The organism is Sporosarcina newyorkensis (assembly GCF_900167515.1).
GTDB classification, from domain to species: Bacteria; Bacillota; Bacilli; order Bacillales_A; family Planococcaceae; genus Sporosarcina; species Sporosarcina newyorkensis.
Window position 1 is genome coordinate 490,861 of sequence record NZ_FUYJ01000001.1, and the last position, 17,667, is coordinate 508,527.

Sequence of the window (17,667 nt, forward strand, 5' to 3'; positions counted from 1 at the left end):
TATAATTCAACATATATTTGGAATTTAAAATACGTATTCATAGTGTAACTGAAAAGTCTGGAATTGAGAAGGAGTTGTTTGAGGTGTCTTCATTTATCCGCGGGACAGTTTTTTTGATGGCCGCTGTATTTCTATCGAAGTTGCTTGGTTTCGTGTACCGAATTCAGTTCATGCGGGTAGCTGGAGAAGAAACAGTTGGAATTTATATGACAGCATATCCTGCTTTTGTATTTTTTCTTTCCCTTGTACAGTTGGGCGTGCCGATTGCGATGGCGAAAGTAATTGCTGAACTGAAGGCGCAAGGTGGAAATGTGCAGTTGCGTCAAGTGATGAAGACGTCGGCGTTCATTACGATTTTATCAGGAGCGGTTTTCATCCCGGCCTGTATTTTATTCGTGCCTTATTTGGCGGGAAATCTGCTTGGTAATGAAGCAACCTCATCCGCTCTCTATGTAGCCATTGCGATTGTGCCGATTGCGGCGATTGGAGGTTTAATAAGAGGTTATTTTCAAGGGATTGCACGGATAGAAGAAACGGCGTGGGCTCAGGTCATTGAACAAATCTTCCGAATCCTTCTTATTACATGGATGCTGCCTTATATTCTGGCGCCAAACGATCCGATGATCAATGCTGCCTATGCGATGGTCGTCACATTTTTGGCAGAAGTGTTGTCGGTACTCTATCTCCTTTACAAATACAAACAACATCAGCGCAAACAGCCGAAGAAACGTAAAAAAGAGCCGCGTTATCCGATGGGACCCATCCTTTCCGTCGCGCTTCCTTCGTCGGGTAGTCGACTATTCGGTACTTTCACTTGGTTTTTGGAGCCGATCATATTTTTACGTGCACTAAGTATGGCAGGTGTCGGAGCTGTAGCCGCCACCTCTTTGTACGGAGTCATATCAGGTGTATTGATTCCTTTGTTATTGTTTCCTGCATTCATTCCGTATGCATTATCTGTCGTGCTTGTACCGGCTGTCAGTGGGGCTGCCGCATCGAGCAATGTAAAGAAGCTGCAGGAACGCATTCATTTAGCACTCCGCTTATCTGCTTTAACTGGAGCTTTTGCAGCGACGGTATTTTATATTCATGGTCAAGAACTAGCCGAAAAGCTGTTCCATGTAGTAGAAGGGGCCAGTTATATGACAATTTTGGCACCCGTCTTTTTCTTTTATTATATTCAAAGTCCATTGTATTCCATCTTGCAGGCTACCGGTGACGCAAAAGCTGGTATGATGAATTCGGTGTACGGAGGAATTGCTAAACTCGCGGTCATGTTCATTCTTGCATCGCAACCTGGTCTACAGGAAACAGGGGCGGTCCTAGCGATCGGTTTCGGCGTATTGGTCACTTCGTTTTTACATATCGCGACAATCCGGCAAAACAAAGCCACGGCAACCGGCTTCTCAATGTTCGCCATGACCTATGCTGCTTTCCTTTTAACCGCGATCATGCGGCCTATCTTCATCCCGGTTGGTTCCTATCATTTATTTACAGAATGTGTCATCACATCCGCTGTATTATTAGCCCTTTTATTGCTGACAGGGCAAATAAAAAAGTCAGATTGGATTATGCTTCGTAATTTAGTCAAACGGTATTAATGAACGTGTGGATTAGCTAATTTGTGTGCCATTATGGATCCTCGAGATTTGCCCTCCAGGCGGGGACGCATTCTAGAGGTCGCGCTTTGAGCCTGCTGTATTAACTTTCTTTCATCTGAATCTTTAGATCGCCTTGTTCCCATGAGCAATAAAAAACAGTCGAGACATCCGAAATATTTTGGTCTTGCAACTGTTTCAATAACCACTCTTCTGTTTTTCCGACTAAGCGGAGATGTTCTTCTTGAATTTCTCCATCAAGAACAAGACCTACTATGGGAAGATCGCCATCTCGTGTAAACACTGATAAATTACCGGAAGGCTCTAGGTACGCATAGGTGACGTTATGGATCGAGCCGATTTGATTTTCACGCAGCTGTTGAAATAAATCATCTAAATTATACCGTTGTTTTCGCATTTCTTGTTCTTGAATCTGTCCATCTTTAATAATTAAGGTCGGATTGCCGTCTACGACATCCCTGAATTTCTTGCTTTTCAGAGAAATTAATGAAGAAATATATTGGATTACGAGCAACAGAAGAATAGGGAGAACCCCTACAATGATTGGTTTGTCAGGAGTTTCTACAATCATTGCCGCCACTTCAGCCATAATAATGAAGACCACAATATCGATGACACCCAGTTCTCCCACTTCTCTTTTGCCCATAATTCGTAAAATGACCAATAAAAAGACATATAAAAAAATCGTCCGCAATCCGATAATCACATACTCATGCATCCCAAATCTGCCTCCTTAAACAACTAGTGTTCCTTCAGGCATTTGTTCTATACGCATGCAAACAAAAAAGCGGCAATCTATGGACATTCCAGTAGATAACCGCTTTTTATTAAGCTGATGTGTTCGTTACAACTCTTCCAACTGCCTGCTTGTCGAAACGCAAGACTGTCGTGTCAGCTACACGCAAGAAGATAGATGTTTCATCCACCGCATCTACCGTTCCATGTAAACCGCCAATTGTTACTACTTCGTCTCCACGCTGCAAACTGTTTTGCATCTCTTTCGCTGCTTTTTGTCTTTTTTGTGCAGGTCGAATAAGTAAAAACCACATTATAGCGACCATAAGCACCATAGTCAAAATTCCACCATATTGTTCCATAATCTAATTCCCCCTTCCTGAAGCACCAAGATTTATTATACAAGATTTAAAAGTTTTTTGCATTCGGTTTGTTGAAGCCATATTGCTCAAAAAATTCTTCGCGGAAATCTCCGAGCCGGTCTTCACGAATGGCTTGTCGTACTTGCTCCATCAAATTCAATAAAAAGTGGAGATTATGATAAGACGTTAAACGAATACCAAAAGTTTCTCCTGCACGAATCAAGTGACGAATATAGGCACGACTATAATTTTTGCATGCATAACAATCACAATTCGGATCAAGCGGACCGAAATCTCGTTCGTATTTTGCATTTTTCACAACAAGACGTCCTTCACTTGTCATTAACGTACCGTTTCGTGCAATACGTGTTGGCAATACACAGTCGAACATATCGATTCCGCGGATTGCTCCATCGATTAAGGAGTCAGGAGATCCGACACCCATCAAATAACGCGGTTTATTTTCGGGCAATAAAGGCGTCGTGAATTCAAGCGCACGATTCATGACATCTTTCGGCTCCCCTACAGATAAGCCACCGATTGCATAGCCTGGGAAATCTAACGACACCAAATCTTTTGCGCTTTGTTTTCGGAGATCCTCATACTCTCCCCCTTGCACAATACCAAACAAGCCTTGGTCTCCCGAACGCTGGTGTGCTTCCAAACAACGTTCCGCCCATCTGGAAGTCCGCTCCACACTCGCTTTCATATACTCGTGTGTCGCCGGAAATGGAGGACACTCATCAAACGCCATCATAATATCCGAGCCGAGTGCATTTTGGATCTCCATCGCTTTCTCCGGACTCAAAAATAACTTATCGCCATTTATGTGATTACGGAAATGAACGCCTTCTTCTTTAATATCCCGAAATTTGCTCAATGAAAACACTTGGAAACCGCCAGAGTCTGTCAAAATCGGGCGATCCCAGTTCATAAACTTATGAAGTCCGCCAGCTTCTTTGACGATCTCGTGACCTGGACGCAGCCAAAGATGATACGTATTGCTTAAGATGATTCCTGCGCCCATTTCTTTCAGTTCTTCAGGAGCCATCGTTTTGACGGAGGCTTGCGTTCCGACCGGCATGAAAGCAGGCGTTTCAAAAGAACCGTGCGGTGTGTGGACGATTCCAAGGCGCGCGCCTGTTTGTTTACAAGTTTTTATATGTTCATACGTAATAGCTGCCAATTAATCTCGTTCCTTTCTTTTAGCGGGGCGAATAAACATCGCGTCCCCAAAACTGAAAAAGCGGTATTGCTCTTTCACGGCTTCTTCATATGCTGCGAGTATCGGTTCGCGTCCTGCAAAAGCCGACAATAGCATCAACAATGTCGATTTCGGCAAATGAAAATTCGTCACCAAACCGTCAATCGCCTTAAACGCATATCCTGGAAAGATAAAAATCGAAGTCCAACCACTTGCAGCTACAACGTTTCCGCCATTCTCTGAAGCAATCGTCTCCAACGTCCGTGTAGACGTCGTGCCGACCGCAATTACTCGGCCGCCAGTTGCTTTCGTCTTTCTCACTAGTGCTGCCGTTTCTTCCGTCATCACATAATACTCGGCATGCATCGTATGATCTTCAATCGAATCCACGCTCACCGGGCGGAATGTGCCGAGCCCGACATGCAGTGTAATGAATGCAATTTTCACACCTTTATCTCGCAATGCATCCAAGATTTCATCTGTAAAATGCAAACCTGCTGTCGGTGCGGCAGCCGATCCTCGTTCTTTCGCAAAGACCGTCTGATAACGTGATTGATCTTCAAGTGACTCCGTAATGTAAGGCGGCAACGGCATTTGACCTAGCTGATCGAGCAGTTCATAGAAAATACCGTCATACATAAACGCAAATTCTCGCCCGCCTTGTTCACCAATAGCGGTACATTTCGCCTGCAGGCGCCCGTCTCCAAACGTCACAACCGTTCCCACTTTCACACGCTTCGCTGGTTTGACCAAAGTCTCCCATCGATCCTCACCAATCTCTTTCAACAACAATACTTCTATCGTAGCTCCCGTGTCTTCCTTCGTTCCGATCAAACGAGCTGGAAGGACTTTCGTGTCGTTCAAAACGAGCAGGTCTCCGGCTTCCAGTTCATCGACCAAATCACGAAAATGTCGATGTGACACTTCCCCATTCTGACGATCCATCACAAGCAACCGACTAGCTGTGCGGTCGAGAAGCGGCGTCTGAGCAATCAAATGCTCGGGTAAGTCAAAATCAAAATCATGTACATCCATCATTGTAACTCCTATCTGTCACTGCGGGAGTGGATAACCGAAATGCGCGTACGCTTTTTCTGTCGCCATCCGTCCTCTCGCTGTGCGTTGAATAAATCCAATTTGCAATAAATATGGCTCATATACATCTTCTATCGTCACCGATTCTTCGCCTATACTAGCTGCGAGTGTATCAATACCGACGGGACCGCCGCGAAACCGCTCCATCATGCTTTGCAATAGCTGGTGGTCGATTTGATCGAGTCCATGATGGTCCACTTGCAGCATGTCGAGTGCTTCCTGCGCAATGGCGAGCGTAATCGTTCCATTGCCTCGTACTTGCGCATAATCCCGAACTCGACGCAACAGTCGATTGGCAATACGCGGTGTACCTCTCGATCGTTTCGCGAGTTCCACGGCAGCCTGCGGATCAATCTGTACTTCGAATAAGCCTGCACTTCGGATTACGATTTCAGTCAGCGGCTCCACTTCATAATATTCAAGCCGCAGCGGCACGCCGAATCGGTCACGCAACGGTGCAGACAATGAACCTGCCCGGGTTGTAGCACCGATCAAAGTGAAAGGCGGCAAATCTAGACGGACTGAACGTGCAGTCGGTCCTTTTCCTACCATGATATCCAAGCAAAAGTCTTCCATCGCCGGATATAGAACTTCTTCAATCGCACGGTTCAGCCTGTGGATTTCATCGATGAATAACACATCTCCCGGTTCCAAGGAAGAAACAACGGCGGCCAAATCACCTGGACGTTCAATAGCTGGGCCGCTCGTCATCCGAACATTCACACCCATCTCATTGCCGATGACGGTAGCTAATGTCGTTTTCCCGAGACCAGGCGGACCATACAATAAGACGTGATCCAGACTTTCCTCACGCCCTTTTGCCGCCTCAATAAAAATTGATAAATTGTCCTTCGCTTGCTGTTGACCGATGTATTGCTGCAGCAATTGAGGTCGTAATGATTGTTCGAAGCTATCGTCAAAATGGGTTGCTTCATTCGTTAATATGCGTTCTTCCATTGGAACCACCTCCGTCGTTTTAGCCTTGTTTCAATAATAACTGCAAAGCGAGACGCATATAGCCTTCTGTATCGAGATCAACATCCGCCAGTTTCGGCTTCACTTTCTTCAATTCACGCTCAGAATAGCCAAGCGCAGATAAAGCAAGCAGTGCCTCGTCCAGCGCATCACTTTCGGCAAGCGTCAACAGTGTATCTTCCGAATCCGGCATATCGATTTCCGTAAACAGATCATGCAGCTTGCCTTTTAAATCCAGGATCATTTGGCGGGCTGTTTTCTTGCCGACCCCCGGGAATTGCACGAGGAATCCTTCATCCTCACGTTCAATTGCGCTGACTACCTGAGAAGGCAGACCGTTCGCCAAAATAGCGAGCGCTCCTTTAGGACCAATTCCCGAGACGGTGATCAGCTTACGAAACAATTCGCGCTGTTCAAGTGTCTTAAAACCAATCAGTAATTGGGCGTCTTCCCTCACATGCAGATATGTATATACTTGCTGCAACTCTTCCGTGACATGAAAAGCAAACGGATTTGGCGTCATCACTTGCCAGCCGATTCCTTGCTGCTCCAAGACAATATATTCCGGTGTCACTCTTGTGACAAGTCCTTTTATGTAATCGTACAATACATTCTCCCCCTAAGTATACCTGTTATTATAGCATACGAACGAGTTTTCTACTTGTCAGACCTCTAAAATTCATCAGAAAAAATGGACACGTTAACATCGTGTCCATTCGGTCCGTTCGTTATAAGAATTTATGCTAATGAGACCGCTTTTTGCTTCTTATAAAATGCGATGAAATTTTGTACGACTGTATCTAAGAACTGAATCGTCGCTTCATCGGTCAAGTCGCCTTCTTCATTCATCTTTGTATGGACCGCCCCGATAAACACATCGTTTCCGGGCAATAAAGTAGGTGCCAACGCAGGGTTGGATAAGATTTCGCGCAAGTGTATTTGTGCTCTCACTGTACCAAGTACACCCATCGAGGCGCCGACGATGAAGCCGGTTTTTCCTTGCAACGTGAAATCTCCTCCACGAGATAGCCAATCTATTGCATTTTTCATTGCACCTGGAATTGAGTAGTTGTATTCCGGCGCTGCGAACAATACAGCATCGGAATCTTTGACGTCCTCTTTGAATGCGCGGACTGCAGGAGATGGATCGCTTTCGATATCAATAGAAAACATTTCCAAATCGTTAATGAGCACAGGAACAATCTCCAATTCGTCTTGATAGCGTTTTGCCATGTAGTTGACCAGCTTCAAATTATACGAAGTAGAACTTGTGCTGCCGATGATTGCTTTTACTTTAATTGTCATAAAGAATGGCCCCTTTTTTGTGTGTTTAAATTCTACTTATTATCATAGCGCTTGTAGTTTCAAATCACGAATCATTTGCTTATATTCTGTAACATTTCGGGTTTCTTATCCGTCTGATTGAATAGTTAGAATTTAAATTGAGGAGGAAAGTATATGCGCAAAGTTTTATATTCCGGCGTGATCGCATCCATCCTATTAGTCAGCTGTGATTCTACAAACCAAGCAGATCCGCCTAAAGAAACAATGGAAGAAACACCATCGGGTTCTTCTGCCACTGCTGCCCCAACAGAGCGCAAACCTACGAAAGACGTTGTGTTTTCAGTAGAAGGACAGGATGAGACGATTAAAATGGATTTAATGGAAGGCAGAGAATCGCTTTATTCCTTTTACGTGGATAAAGAGCGCTATCAATTTGAGAGGCTTGAAAATTTTGATGTGTTGACTCCTGTCGAGCCATTACCTGATTCATATCCCGAAGTGAAAATGGAAATTCGATACATTCACAATCAATCTCCAGATGAAGTAAAGGAAGAAGTAAAAAAGGATCTTAGTTTTACAGTAGAAGAAGAAACTGTTACATCCCCTGTCCAAGCCACTTCGCTTCACGGTACTTCTGGCATTGAGCCGGACAGTCAAGTTTTTATGGCTTATTTGATGGATGCTGGAGAAGCCGGCACTTTGCTCATTACTGAAGCCTATTCACTTGAAGCACAGGAAGGTCATGGTGCCCGATTTTTTCAAATGCTGGAAACGCTTGAAATCCAACAATGACAAATCAAAAAACCCGACAAAGACTTCTCCTGTCGGGTTGAGTTTTTAGTTGTCTGCATTATGATAAACATTTTGCACATCGTCGTCATCTTCAAGCGTATCGATCATTTTTTCGAATTGCTCTTCTTGTTCATCCGACAATTCAGCATACACAGATGGTACCATATCGACTTCCGCTGAAACAAACGTAAACGCCTCTGCTTCCAGTGCTTCTTTCACTGTCAGGAACTCAGACGGCTCCGTGAGGATTTCAAATCCGTCTTCAGTAGAGAGTATATCTTCCGCACCTGCTTCTAAAGCCAACAGCATGATCGCATCTTCATCAATCTCTGCTGTACGTTCGATAAAAAGTCGTCCCTTTCGTTCGAACAAATAATTGACAGAGCCGGATTCCCCTAAACTACCGCCATTTTTATTGAAAGCAACTCGGATATTCGGACCTGTACGATTACGATTTTCTGTCAGGCAATAGACGAGCACAGCTACTCCGCCCGGTCCATAGCCTTCATAAATAACTTCCTCGTAATTTTCATCCGCACCAGCCCCTGTTGCTTTATCAATCGCCCGCTGAATTACATCATTCGGGACGTTCGCGCTTTTCGATTTATCGATTGCTAGACGTAGAGCGGGATTCGTGTCTGGATCGTCTCCGCCAGACTTTGCCGCGACGTAAATCTCTCGTGACATCTTCTGAAAGATCTTTCCTCGTTTTGCATCCTGTGCGCCTTTTCTGTTCTGGATATTTTTCCATTTGGAATGGCCAGCCATGGATCAAACCTCCTACTTCATCATTCGCTCTACATCATACCATAATCTCGGCCATTGCGAGAGTGCGGTCTCCGTAAAGAGGAGGAGTTTGCTGACCATACGTTGTTGCTGAGCTGCCGGAAGCGACAGTAAATGCAGCCATTCACGCAGCATTTCATTGGGATACAGTAATTTTGCCAACGCTTGGTTGGACAAGTGCTGCAATGCGGGATGCTCGCCCATTAAAAAAGAAGGATTGTACGTAATCTGCGGTAACACACGATGCATCCACAATACAAGCTCATCTTCCTCAGCTCCGAGACACGCTAAATCAAAATCAATGAAACGAATTAGGCCGGATCCATCACGCAAAATATTATGATGGACGACATCACCATGTAACAAGGTCAATGAATTATTTGATGAAGGCTGTTTCTTGCTGATTTTCAAGGCTTCTTTGCCATAAACAAGCAACTCTTCATACATTTTCGGAGAGAGAAATTGCTGGCAAATTTCTCGAAGCTCCATGAACCTGGCCAGTCGGACCTCCCATTTCTCCAGCATATGATAATGAGGGAGAAATGACATCGACGGCCAATCAATATACGAATTTGTATCATGCAATGCCTGCAGCGCATTGAAAGAATCGATCCGGTCAATCCTTCGTTTGAAATTGACGGCTTTCGCTCCTTCAAGCCATGGCTGCATGATGAGTAATGGGTCCTTTTCTTCTAACACTGACACGATATGCGGGAAATGATGTACATTAAGTAATTGATGAAGTTGTCGAACTTTCACAGCTTGTGCAAGGGATGCATACTTCTTTACAGAATATACCCGTCCGCCGGCTTCCATTTTCCATACATTCTTTTTTATCTTTGTAAATCGTTGTTCAGCTGCCATATCCCATTATTGGTTTCTATACCAATCATCCTGAATGGGCATCGGATAATGCGATTCGTTCTGCTGTCCGAATGGCGGGTGCATCTGCTGTGGGTATGGACCTGGATACGGCAGCGGCATCATCGACGCTGGCGGGTAACACGCCATTGGATACCATTGCATTGGCGGCTGCGACGGCATGCATTCCGTATTCATCGGCCATTGCGGCTGAATCGGCCACTGCGGCGAGCAGTAATCCTGATTAGACGGACACCATGAGGCAGGTGTACAAGCTTTCGGCGGAATGGACGGCTGATTTGGCATCGGCATCGGCATTGGCTGCTCTACTTTTGGTGGAATTGGCTTAGGTTGCGTAACAGGTGGTTTGGGCTGCATGACGGGCGGTTTCGGTGTCGGAAGCGGCTTAATTGGCATGTGCAGAGAACTGGACTCGAGCAACTGCCAGCCGTCCGGCATAGGTGCAGGTTTATGATGATGCGGCGACTCATCATGACAATCTATCGGTGCTTTTGGCGGCAACGGCTTAATCGGCGCTTGCATAGGCGGATGTATCGGTTGTTGCGGCATATGTGGGTGGCAGTCTGCATCGAAAATCGGCATCCATCCACAAATCGGGAAAACTGCTTGCCACATTGGTACGCTCGGCATATTCGGCATCATCGGCATCTGAGGTGCCGGCGGTGTTTGTGGCTCCAATGGCTGTTGCGGATATTGCGGCGTTTGCGGTGTCTGTGGTGTCTGTGGCTTCTGCGGCAGTTGCGGCTTCTGTGGCGGCGGTGTATGCGGCTTCTGAGGTGTCTGTGGCATCTGCGGTGTCTGTGGCATCTGCGGTGTCTGTGGCATCTGCGGAATCTGTGGCATCTGCGGCATCTGTGGCATCTGCGGCATCTGTGGCAGTGGCGGTACCTGCTGTGCTGGAGGATGCGGTTTTTCAGGTTTTGGCGTTGGCTTCGGTGCCGGCGTCGGCGGTTTCATCTCTGGTTGACTTGGTTTTGCTGGCTTTTGTGGTGTCTTATCATGCGGTTTGGATGATTCACCTTTATGAGTCGGCTTTTTCTTATCCATCGGTAAAAATATTTTCATCCCAGGCACAATATAATCCGGATTGGCCAAATGCGCATTCACTCGCTTCAATTCTTCAAATGGAATATTGTATTGCCTCGCAATTTTCCATAATGTATCACCTTTAACGACAATATGAACTTCCACTAACATTTCCCCCTTCCATCAATCCATCGTATGAACGGACGCCTAGATTGGTGACTCTTATTTAGGCTTCCTCTCTTGTTATGTATATTCGGCAGGGAATTCTTTATTACAAAAAAAGATCCACCCTCACATGGAGGTGGATCGCAAAATGTAGATAACTATTAAAGTTATAAAGATAGAAATGCAAGAAAAGAATATGAGGCTTGTGGTCCGGGGATTTGCGCTCCAGATGGGACGCTTTCCGTGGGGCGCGGATGAGCCGCTTCCCTCGCTTCGCTCAGTCCAGGGTCTCATCATTCGCGCTAAGTCCCACAGGAAAAGTCGTCACGAAGAACGGCTTTTGCGAACATAAGCGAAGCGTTGAGAGCACATCTTTGCCTTTCGCCCATCTTCCGCTCCAATCCCTATAAAGTGAACTGTAGTACATAGCGAACTCACTGTATGTAGTGTAAGTTATCGCTTCCTTCGACAGAAAAACATCTGTACTTTCCCGGGCTATTACTTACTGCACTTCGTATTTTCCCGGGATAGACAGTCAACTCACTAATTTCAGTAAAATATGGTAGTTGATCGCAGTGGAAGGCAAAACAGACTTCTTGAGGGATCACCGTAAGCCTTGAGACCCCGCAGGTAGCGAAAGCCGTAACGCTTCGCTTTTGCGAGTAAAAGCGAAGCGTTAGGAGCGAGGTGGCTCAAGCCACGCCCCCGGAAAGCGCCCGCCTGAAACGAAGATCAACGTTACCATTAGCCACTTGTCAATTCTTTCGTCCAAAAGCACAGATCCTCCCTCACTCAGAGGATGGATCTGTTTCATAGACGTAATAGGAGCCGAATGATCGAGCGGTGCAACCGAGCGCAGCCAACTCTTCCATGGCGCCTTTCATCATCGGATGATCTTCAGATTCATTAACATCGATAATAAAGAAATAATGACCGAGTCCAGTCTTAAGTGGTCTCGATTCAATTTTGCTTAAGTTTAGGCGTCGCCATGAAAATACAGATAAAATCTGATGGAGCATACCTGCTTTGTCATCTTCCGGCAGCTTGACCATAAGCGTAGTCTTTTTTGATGCCGCATGATTTTTATGATCGAGTATTTCTTTCCTTAACGATAGCACGACAAACCGCGTATGATTGAAATGAAAGTCATGAATATTTTCTTCTACTATATGTAAGCCGTACGTTTCTGCCGCAAGCTGATTGCCGATTGCTGCGATATGCAGTGCGGGTTGCTCAGAAATATATTTTGCTGCTGCCGCTGTGGATGTCGTCTGAATCAAAGGAATCTTGCGATAACGATATTGCAAGAACTTATGACATTGCGCAAGCGCATGAGGATGCGATTGAATGGACTCCAATTGATCCGTAAAGTCTTTCTGTGCTTTATTCACCATTAGATGCTGTCCGATCGGCGTGGAAATTTCCGCTGTGATGAATAATTCTCCGCCATGGAATAAGTAATCAATTGTCAACGGCACCGAGCCTTCCAGCGCATTCTCTAAAGGTACGACAGCATAGGCTACATGACCTTCCGTCACTGCTTCGATACAATCTGGAATGGTCGGACGGGGCGTCAAGCCTTTGTGGCCGAATAACTCAGCTGCTGCAATATGAGTAAAAGATGCTTCCGGCCCTAAATATGCAACAGATGGTGTGTAATTAGTATCATTCAATGTATTTTCATCTCCTAACTAGTTCGTCTTGCCTTATTTCAGAAGACACCTGAACTGATTAAATCAACGGAATCAATGAATCGGGGAGCTTTCAGTCGTTGTAGAAAAGCTTCCACTTTAATTTCCATTTCCGTTACATCGAGCGATAGCGTGATATTGGCACGCCCCTGTACAGGAATCGTCTGGTGGATCGTCAACACATTGCATTTTGCCTCTGAAATAATTTCCAGCAGCACGGCCAATGACCCCTTTAAATCTTCCAATTGAATAAAAATCGTCAAGATGCGGTCCCGCGCGATCGATTCGAACGGGAACACGGCATCACGATATTTGTAAAAGGCGCTACGTGACAAACCGACCCGCTTCGTAGCTTCTTGGATCGTTGTCACTTCGCCTCTTGCCAACATTCTCTTTGCTTCCAGCATTTTTTGCATGGATTCTGTCAAAACATCTTCACGGACCAAGTAAAACTGGCCTTCCCCAATTTGTTCCATTTGGCTCCCCCCACAACGAGCGATTACATTTGACGACTTATTCTAAGAACTCGAACTCATAGTTCAAGATCCGTACGATATCGCCGTCTTGTGCACCTCGTTCACGCAATGCATCGTCGATACCCATACCGCGCATCTGTCGTGCAAACTTCCGCACAGATTGATCGAAATTGAAATCCGTCATCTTGAACAAGCGCTCCAATGTGTAACCGGACAATACATACGCACCGTCGTCATCTCTAGAAATAACAAAGTCAGGACCGGTTGCCTCATGTTTGTACAAGACAGAATTCGCTTCCTCTTCTTCCTCTTCCAACATTGGGAATTCAGGCGTTGTTTCCAATAAATCCAGAATTGCATACAGCAATGGATCCAATCCTGTTCTGGTCAATGCCGAAATCGGGAATATTTGTATATCTTCGTCTCCCAGCGCTTTTTTGAATTCCGCTAAATTCTCTTCCGCATCCGGCATGTCCATTTTATTGGCTACTACAATCTGCGGCCGTTCGGTCAGACGCATATTATATTGCTCAAGCTCCGCATTGATGGTCTGATAGTCTTCGAAAGGTTCGCGCCCTTCGAGTCCAGACATGTCAATGACGTGGACGATAACACGCGTTCGTTCAATATGTCGCAAAAACTGATGGCCGAGGCCGATTCCTTCATGCGCTCCTTCAATCAGGCCGGGCAAATCCGCCATAACAAATGTACGGTGATCATCCGTTTCCACCATCCCTAAGTTCGGTACAAGCGTAGTGAAGTGATAATCGGCGATCTTCGGCTTGGCTGCCGAAACGACAGATAACAAGGTGGATTTTCCGACACTCGGGAAACCTACTAATCCAACATCAGCCAATACTTTCAATTCCAGTATGATATCACGGCTGACACCTGGCTCACCTTTTTCCGATAGCTCAGGAGCTGTGTTCTGAGGTGTCGCAAAACGGCTATTGCCGCGTCCTCCACGTCCCCCGCGAGCGATGACAGCTTGCTGGCCGTCTTCTACAAGGTCTGCAATGACTGTGCCAGTTTCCGCATCTTTTACGACGGTGCCGGGCGGAACTTTCACGACTAAATTCGCGCCACCGCGTCCATGCATATTCTTACTTCCTCCGTGCTCTCCACGCGGTGCTTTGAAATGACGCTGATAACGGAAATCCATTAACGTACGTAGACCTTCGTCAACGACAAAGATTACATCCGCGCCTTTTCCGCCATCCCCTCCAGCAGGGCCGCCATATGCAATATACTTTTCTCGGCGAAACGCGACCATACCGTCGCCTCCGTCGCCACCTTTAACAAATACTTTTACGTGATCCACAAACATTATTTATAATCCTCCTAATTGTCCACTGATGATAAACGTCCATTGACCCTCTTCAGCGCAGACTTCAACCGTAAGCAGAGATGAATTCTCGCTTATGTTCATTTGCTTTGCATGTATTTCTGAAAACGTCATTTGAATACTCCACCCTGCTGCATCTGTCCTGACTGTGATTTCCACTTGACATTCTGCATATTGGTCGATCTTCGGTATGACGTCCTGTACAAGACGTTCCAAGTAATCCACAAGTACTTCGTCAATCTGTTGCACTTCTATTTTCGATGCGATGTCGCAATGCAGGTGGCTTTTAAAGACTGGGTATCTCCAGTCCAATGTAGTCAACCACTCTTCCGTTAGCGGCATACAAAGTTTCTGAAGCATTGCAAGTTGCTGCATTTCTGCTGTTTTGTCCAGGATGCATTTTCTGGCTTCCTTATACTTGCCCATGTCCAAATACATGAGCAATAATTGCAGGTCATTCATATGGTCATGCCGACTGTATCTCATGGTGTCGGACACATTTAATTCGATATTTCCCATTGTTTTCACCGCCAGCTGAATTCGTACTTCTTAGTATAGCATTTACGTACGGAAATCACTAAAATAATCAACAAAGAAATAGAAAAAGGACTGCATCAAGTGCAGTCCTTTTTCTATTTCGTCATGCTATCCAATTATGCTTCTTGCACTTCTGGGTAGACGCTGACTTTCTTTTTGTCGCGGCCAAGGCGTTCGAAACGAACGATGCCGTCAACTTTTGCGAAAAGAGTATCATCTCCACCGCGACCAACGTTTTCACCTGGGTGAATTTTTGTTCCGCGTTGGCGATAAAGGATTGAACCACCGGAAACGAATTGTCCGTCTGCACGCTTAGCGCCAAGACGTTTCGATTCGGAGTCACGACCGTTCTTTGTAGAACCTACTCCTTTTTTGGATGCGAAAAACTGAAGATCCAAACGTAACATAGCTGCCACCTCCTACTTGGTAAAGGATAATTGTATATATTGCCCATAGTCTAATTCAATCGTTTGTAAAGAAACGATCATTGCTTGCACGATCAGTTGGACTTCCGTGTCCCGCTCCGTTTCCGGAAACGACACTTGCAAGTATCCACCGTCCGCTCCTTGCTCGATCATAGGTGTAGTTCCAGTAAGTTCAGCGATTGCATTGACCGCCCCGAAGGATACGGCTGAAGCGCCTGCACATACTAAATCTTTACCGTGTTCTGCAAATTCAGCATGACCGTCCATCTCAAAAGCTGAGATGCGCCCAGAAGGCTCTTTTGTAATTCGGACATGTATCATACCGAATTATAGATTGATTCCGTCGATCACGATTTTCGTGTATGGCTGACGGTGACCTTGTTTTTTGTGGTAGTTCTTTTTCGGCTTGTATTTGAAAACCGTAATTTTCTTTCCACGGCCTTGCTTGACAACTTTACCTGTTACAGTAGCGCCTTCTACGAAAGGAGCACCTACTTTCAGGTCATCCCCACCTACTAAAAGGACTTTGTCAAATGTTACAACCTCGTCAGCTTCACCAGCAACTTTCTCGATGAAGATTTCTTGGCCCGCTTCAACTTTGATTTGTTTTCCACCAGTTTCAATAATTGCGTACATACTTGCACCTCCTCTATTTACTCAGACTCGCCTTCACAGGTGATTCGCTCTCGAATGCTTGTACCTGATCAGTGCGGTTGTAGCACGGGTGCTACAAACAATAACAGTAAAATATTATCACATAGAAATCTCTTGGTCAAGGGATATATTTATTGAGTGAAAGAATAATTTGAAAGTGATCCGGGATTTGCCCTCCAGGCAGGTACGCTTTCGGGAGGGCGCGCGGTGAGCCAGCCGTCGCGAGCTCCTTGGCTGTCTCACCTGTCAGAGCAAAGATGTGTTCCTTTTCACTCGCGCCCCGCGGAAAGCGTCCGCCTAGAACGGAAATCAACGGGTTCTACGTTTTACTTTGAGTGCAAGTCATCTATTTCAGTTTATATATTATGAACGCCGTCTTGCTGAAGAAATTTGTTCAAATACTTGCTCGTACTTTCGGAAACGATAGGAGATGATGTTTTGAACCGCTAGGAAAGCAGCTACAATTGTGTAAGGAAGGCTTTCTGGCAGATACATGCTTAAAAATAAAAACAAGGCAATTGACGCGATGATGGAATAGAGCGTGAATATCGAGCGTGAGGAGTATTTATCGTCTTTACTTTCCAGTAATACGGAGAGTGCTTGTCCACCGTCTAGAGGCAGGATGGGTAACAAATTGACGGCCAGCAATATGAGTTGAATTTGAATAAGCTGAGCGCTTCCCGGGAATGAGACGAGTAAAGCAATGAGTAACAGAACGGCTGTCGCGAGCGGTCCGCCAAGTGCTACGATCAGCCGTTGCTGTTTTGTTGCCAACTGACGATTGACGATTTGCAATTCTCCTCCGTACGGCAAGATTGTGCAGCTGCGAACATTCATCCCTGCTTGTTTGGCAGCCCATATGTGTCCAACCTCATGGAATAATAGTGAAAATAAGATCATGGCATACAATGAGACGCCTCCGACAATCATAAAAAATAAAAAAATCGGCAATAAAATTGGATGAATGCGAAATTTCATTCGAGGTCGCCTGTCATATAGGTTGCGAGTACTGTAGGCTCCAATGGAATACCATTGCGTTTCACACGTATATACACAGCGTCTTCATCCATCATGGCGATTTCATCCCCTCGTCTGACGGTTGTATAGGGCAACGTCGAAAAAGAACCGACAAATCCGTACGTCACCTCGTCTCCATTGTCATACTGTATCGTCACCGTTTTGCCTGACTGGCGGGTATAGCCTGTAAATACAACGAGTCCGTTTCCTTGTGACGTTATCGATAATGGTTGAGTGTACGAAATAATCGCACCATCTTGGTAAGGCTGAAACGATTCATATTTGGCGAATGGGTCGAATGCTGCTTCAGCTGATACTGTGATGGATTCATCATCCGCAATCCAGGAGGAAACCCATTTTTTCATGACTACAAAATCTTTACCTGTTGTGACGTATTGCGTTATAGGTATGTTGACGAGTTGGCGTTCTTCCATTTTTGACAAAGCGACTACAGACACAGTCAAAAGAAAAGCGATTATCCATTTGGTTTTCCACTTCACCACTTCCCCTCCCTTACCTGCAGTGTATGAAAGAACGGCTCTAGAAATGCGGGTGGAAAATAGACGCAAAAAAACTCAGTACCTTAATGGCACTGAG

At 45.5% G+C, this 17,667-nt stretch carries 21 protein-coding genes and 1 other annotated feature; of the genes, 2 read left to right on the top strand and 19 right to left on the bottom strand.

Annotated elements, in window-relative coordinates:
• The first annotated feature begins 83 nt into the window (after positions 1-83).
• The gene (locus tag B5D59_RS02670; RefSeq protein WP_040759189.1) at positions 84-1,601 is read left to right on the top strand and encodes a putative polysaccharide biosynthesis protein; all 1,518 of its coding nucleotides are present in this window, start codon (positions 84-86) and stop codon (positions 1,599-1,601) included.
• 100 nt (positions 1,602-1,701) lie between these two features.
• On the opposite strand, the gene B5D59_RS02675 is transcribed toward B5D59_RS02670, so the two are convergent.
• The 7 genes from B5D59_RS02675 to B5D59_RS02705 all read right to left on the bottom strand — a co-directional run bounded on the left by B5D59_RS02675 (position 1,702) and on the right by B5D59_RS02705 (position 7,295).
• Positions 1,702-2,337: a DUF421 domain-containing protein gene (locus B5D59_RS02675; protein ID WP_009497464.1), complete on the bottom strand. Its 636-nt coding sequence runs from the start codon at positions 2,335-2,337 to the stop codon at positions 1,702-1,704.
• A gap of 109 nt (positions 2,338-2,446) precedes the next feature.
• Complete coding sequence (gene yajC / locus B5D59_RS02680) at positions 2,447-2,716, bottom strand: preprotein translocase subunit YajC (RefSeq protein ID WP_009497465.1); 270 nt, start codon at positions 2,714-2,716, stop codon at positions 2,447-2,449.
• Positions 2,717-2,762: 46 nt separating this feature from the next.
• Entirely contained in the window at positions 2,763-3,902 is a 1,140-nt protein-coding gene (gene tgt, locus B5D59_RS02685; protein WP_009497466.1) for a tRNA guanosine(34) transglycosylase Tgt, read from the bottom strand.
• The gene (queA, locus tag B5D59_RS02690; RefSeq protein WP_040759190.1) at positions 3,903-4,955 is read right to left on the bottom strand and encodes a tRNA preQ1(34) S-adenosylmethionine ribosyltransferase-isomerase QueA; all 1,053 of its coding nucleotides are present in this window, start codon (positions 4,953-4,955) and stop codon (positions 3,903-3,905) included.
• Between the two features lie 18 nt (positions 4,956-4,973).
• Positions 4,974-5,972: a Holliday junction branch migration DNA helicase RuvB gene (gene ruvB / locus B5D59_RS02695; RefSeq protein WP_009497469.1), complete on the bottom strand. Its 999-nt coding sequence runs from the start codon at positions 5,970-5,972 to the stop codon at positions 4,974-4,976.
• Between the two features lie 19 nt (positions 5,973-5,991).
• Positions 5,992-6,597, bottom strand: coding sequence for a Holliday junction branch migration protein RuvA (gene ruvA / locus B5D59_RS02700; RefSeq protein ID WP_009497470.1), 606 nt, complete (start codon positions 6,595-6,597; stop codon positions 5,992-5,994).
• 131 nt (positions 6,598-6,728) lie between these two features.
• Positions 6,729-7,295 (bottom strand): NADPH-dependent FMN reductase, encoded by a 567-nt coding sequence (locus B5D59_RS02705; RefSeq protein WP_078816754.1) that lies wholly within the window; start codon positions 7,293-7,295, stop codon positions 6,729-6,731.
• A 153-nt stretch (positions 7,296-7,448) separates the two neighbouring features.
• Here B5D59_RS02705 and B5D59_RS02710 point away from each other — a divergent pair, with 153 nt between their 5' ends.
• Positions 7,449-8,066 carry a hypothetical protein gene (locus B5D59_RS02710; RefSeq protein ID WP_009497472.1) on the top strand — a complete coding sequence of 206 codons (618 nt, stop codon included), beginning with the start codon at positions 7,449-7,451 and terminating at the stop codon, positions 8,064-8,066.
• A gap of 45 nt (positions 8,067-8,111) precedes the next feature.
• Here B5D59_RS02710 and B5D59_RS02715 read toward each other — a convergent pair whose 3' ends face one another.
• From B5D59_RS02715 to B5D59_RS02770, 12 genes are all read right to left on the bottom strand, one after another.
• Positions 8,112-8,834 (bottom strand): YebC/PmpR family DNA-binding transcriptional regulator, encoded by a 723-nt coding sequence (locus B5D59_RS02715; protein ID WP_078816755.1) that lies wholly within the window; start codon positions 8,832-8,834, stop codon positions 8,112-8,114.
• Positions 8,835-8,846: 12 nt separating this feature from the next.
• A complete protein-coding gene (locus B5D59_RS02720; RefSeq protein ID WP_078816756.1) occupies positions 8,847-9,716 on the bottom strand; it encodes a phosphotransferase in 870 nt (289 codons plus the stop codon).
• 6 nt (positions 9,717-9,722) lie between these two features.
• Positions 9,723-10,925, bottom strand: coding sequence for a LysM peptidoglycan-binding domain-containing protein (locus tag B5D59_RS02725; RefSeq protein WP_176132476.1), 1,203 nt, complete (start codon positions 10,923-10,925; stop codon positions 9,723-9,725).
• A gap of 788 nt (positions 10,926-11,713) precedes the next feature.
• On the bottom strand, positions 11,714-12,598 hold the full coding sequence (gene pheA, locus B5D59_RS02730; RefSeq protein WP_078816758.1) for a prephenate dehydratase: 885 nt from the start codon (positions 12,596-12,598) through the stop codon (positions 11,714-11,716).
• Positions 12,599-12,636: 38 nt separating this feature from the next.
• A complete protein-coding gene (locus B5D59_RS02735; RefSeq protein WP_009497478.1) occupies positions 12,637-13,092 on the bottom strand; it encodes an ACT domain-containing protein in 456 nt (151 codons plus the stop codon).
• 37 nt (positions 13,093-13,129) lie between these two features.
• Positions 13,130-14,419, bottom strand: a complete 1,290-nt coding sequence (gene obgE / locus B5D59_RS02740) for a GTPase ObgE (protein WP_009497479.1) — start codon at positions 14,417-14,419, stop codon at positions 13,130-13,132.
• Between the two features lie 3 nt (positions 14,420-14,422).
• Positions 14,423-14,956, bottom strand: coding sequence for a Spo0B domain-containing protein (locus tag B5D59_RS02745; RefSeq protein WP_078816759.1), 534 nt, complete (start codon positions 14,954-14,956; stop codon positions 14,423-14,425).
• 134 nt (positions 14,957-15,090) lie between these two features.
• Complete coding sequence (gene rpmA, locus B5D59_RS02750) at positions 15,091-15,381, bottom strand: 50S ribosomal protein L27 (RefSeq protein WP_009497481.1); 291 nt, start codon at positions 15,379-15,381, stop codon at positions 15,091-15,093.
• 12 nt (positions 15,382-15,393) lie between these two features.
• Complete coding sequence (locus B5D59_RS02755; RefSeq protein WP_078816760.1) at positions 15,394-15,720, bottom strand: ribosomal-processing cysteine protease Prp; 327 nt, start codon at positions 15,718-15,720, stop codon at positions 15,394-15,396.
• Between the two features lie 6 nt (positions 15,721-15,726).
• A complete protein-coding gene (gene rplU, locus B5D59_RS02760; RefSeq protein ID WP_009497483.1) occupies positions 15,727-16,035 on the bottom strand; it encodes a 50S ribosomal protein L21 in 309 nt (102 codons plus the stop codon).
• Positions 16,036-16,048: 13 nt separating this feature from the next.
• Positions 16,049-16,124: a sequence feature (ribosomal protein L21 leader region), on the bottom strand.
• Between the two features lie 292 nt (positions 16,125-16,416).
• A complete protein-coding gene (locus B5D59_RS02765) occupies positions 16,417-17,031 on the bottom strand; it encodes a M50 family metallopeptidase (protein WP_078816761.1) in 615 nt (204 codons plus the stop codon).
• A complete protein-coding gene (locus B5D59_RS02770; RefSeq protein WP_078816762.1) occupies positions 17,028-17,570 on the bottom strand; it encodes a peptidoglycan DD-metalloendopeptidase family protein in 543 nt (180 codons plus the stop codon). The genes B5D59_RS02765 and B5D59_RS02770 overlap by 4 nt, the downstream gene beginning before the upstream one ends.
• Between the last annotated feature and the right edge of the window lie 97 nt (positions 17,571-17,667).

Bases quoted from the DNA above. Each gene is read 5' to 3' on its own strand.
- B5D59_RS02710 (WP_009497472.1), top strand. From the start codon at position 7,449: ATGCGCAAAGTTTTATATTCCGGCGTGATCGCATCCATCCTATTAGTC.
- B5D59_RS02715 (WP_078816755.1), bottom strand. From the start codon at position 8,834: ATGGCTGGCCATTCCAAATGGAAAAATATCCAGAACAGAAAAGGCGCA.
- B5D59_RS02675 (WP_009497464.1), bottom strand. From the start codon at position 2,337: ATGCATGAGTATGTGATTATCGGATTGCGGACGATTTTTTTATATGTC.
- B5D59_RS02765 (WP_078816761.1), bottom strand. From the start codon at position 17,031: ATGAAATTTCGCATTCATCCAATTTTATTGCCGATTTTTTTATTTTTT.
- yajC (WP_009497465.1), bottom strand. From the start codon at position 2,716: ATGGAACAATATGGTGGAATTTTGACTATGGTGCTTATGGTCGCTATA.
- ruvB (WP_009497469.1), bottom strand. From the start codon at position 5,972: ATGGAAGAACGCATATTAACGAATGAAGCAACCCATTTTGACGATAGC.
- B5D59_RS02720 (WP_078816756.1), bottom strand. From the start codon at position 9,716: ATGGCAGCTGAACAACGATTTACAAAGATAAAAAAGAATGTATGGAAA.
- queA (WP_040759190.1), bottom strand. From the start codon at position 4,955: ATGGATGTACATGATTTTGATTTTGACTTACCCGAGCATTTGATTGCT.
- B5D59_RS02755 (WP_078816760.1), bottom strand. From the start codon at position 15,720: ATGATACATGTCCGAATTACAAAAGAGCCTTCTGGGCGCATCTCAGCT.
- B5D59_RS02745 (WP_078816759.1), bottom strand. From the start codon at position 14,956: ATGGGAAATATCGAATTAAATGTGTCCGACACCATGAGATACAGTCGG.
- B5D59_RS02705 (WP_078816754.1), bottom strand. From the start codon at position 7,295: ATGACAATTAAAGTAAAAGCAATCATCGGCAGCACAAGTTCTACTTCG.
- obgE (WP_009497479.1), bottom strand. From the start codon at position 14,419: ATGTTTGTGGATCACGTAAAAGTATTTGTTAAAGGTGGCGACGGAGGC.
- B5D59_RS02735 (WP_009497478.1), bottom strand. From the start codon at position 13,092: ATGGAACAAATTGGGGAAGGCCAGTTTTACTTGGTCCGTGAAGATGTT.
- rplU (WP_009497483.1), bottom strand. From the start codon at position 16,035: ATGTACGCAATTATTGAAACTGGTGGAAAACAAATCAAAGTTGAAGCG.
- rpmA (WP_009497481.1), bottom strand. From the start codon at position 15,381: ATGTTACGTTTGGATCTTCAGTTTTTCGCATCCAAAAAAGGAGTAGGT.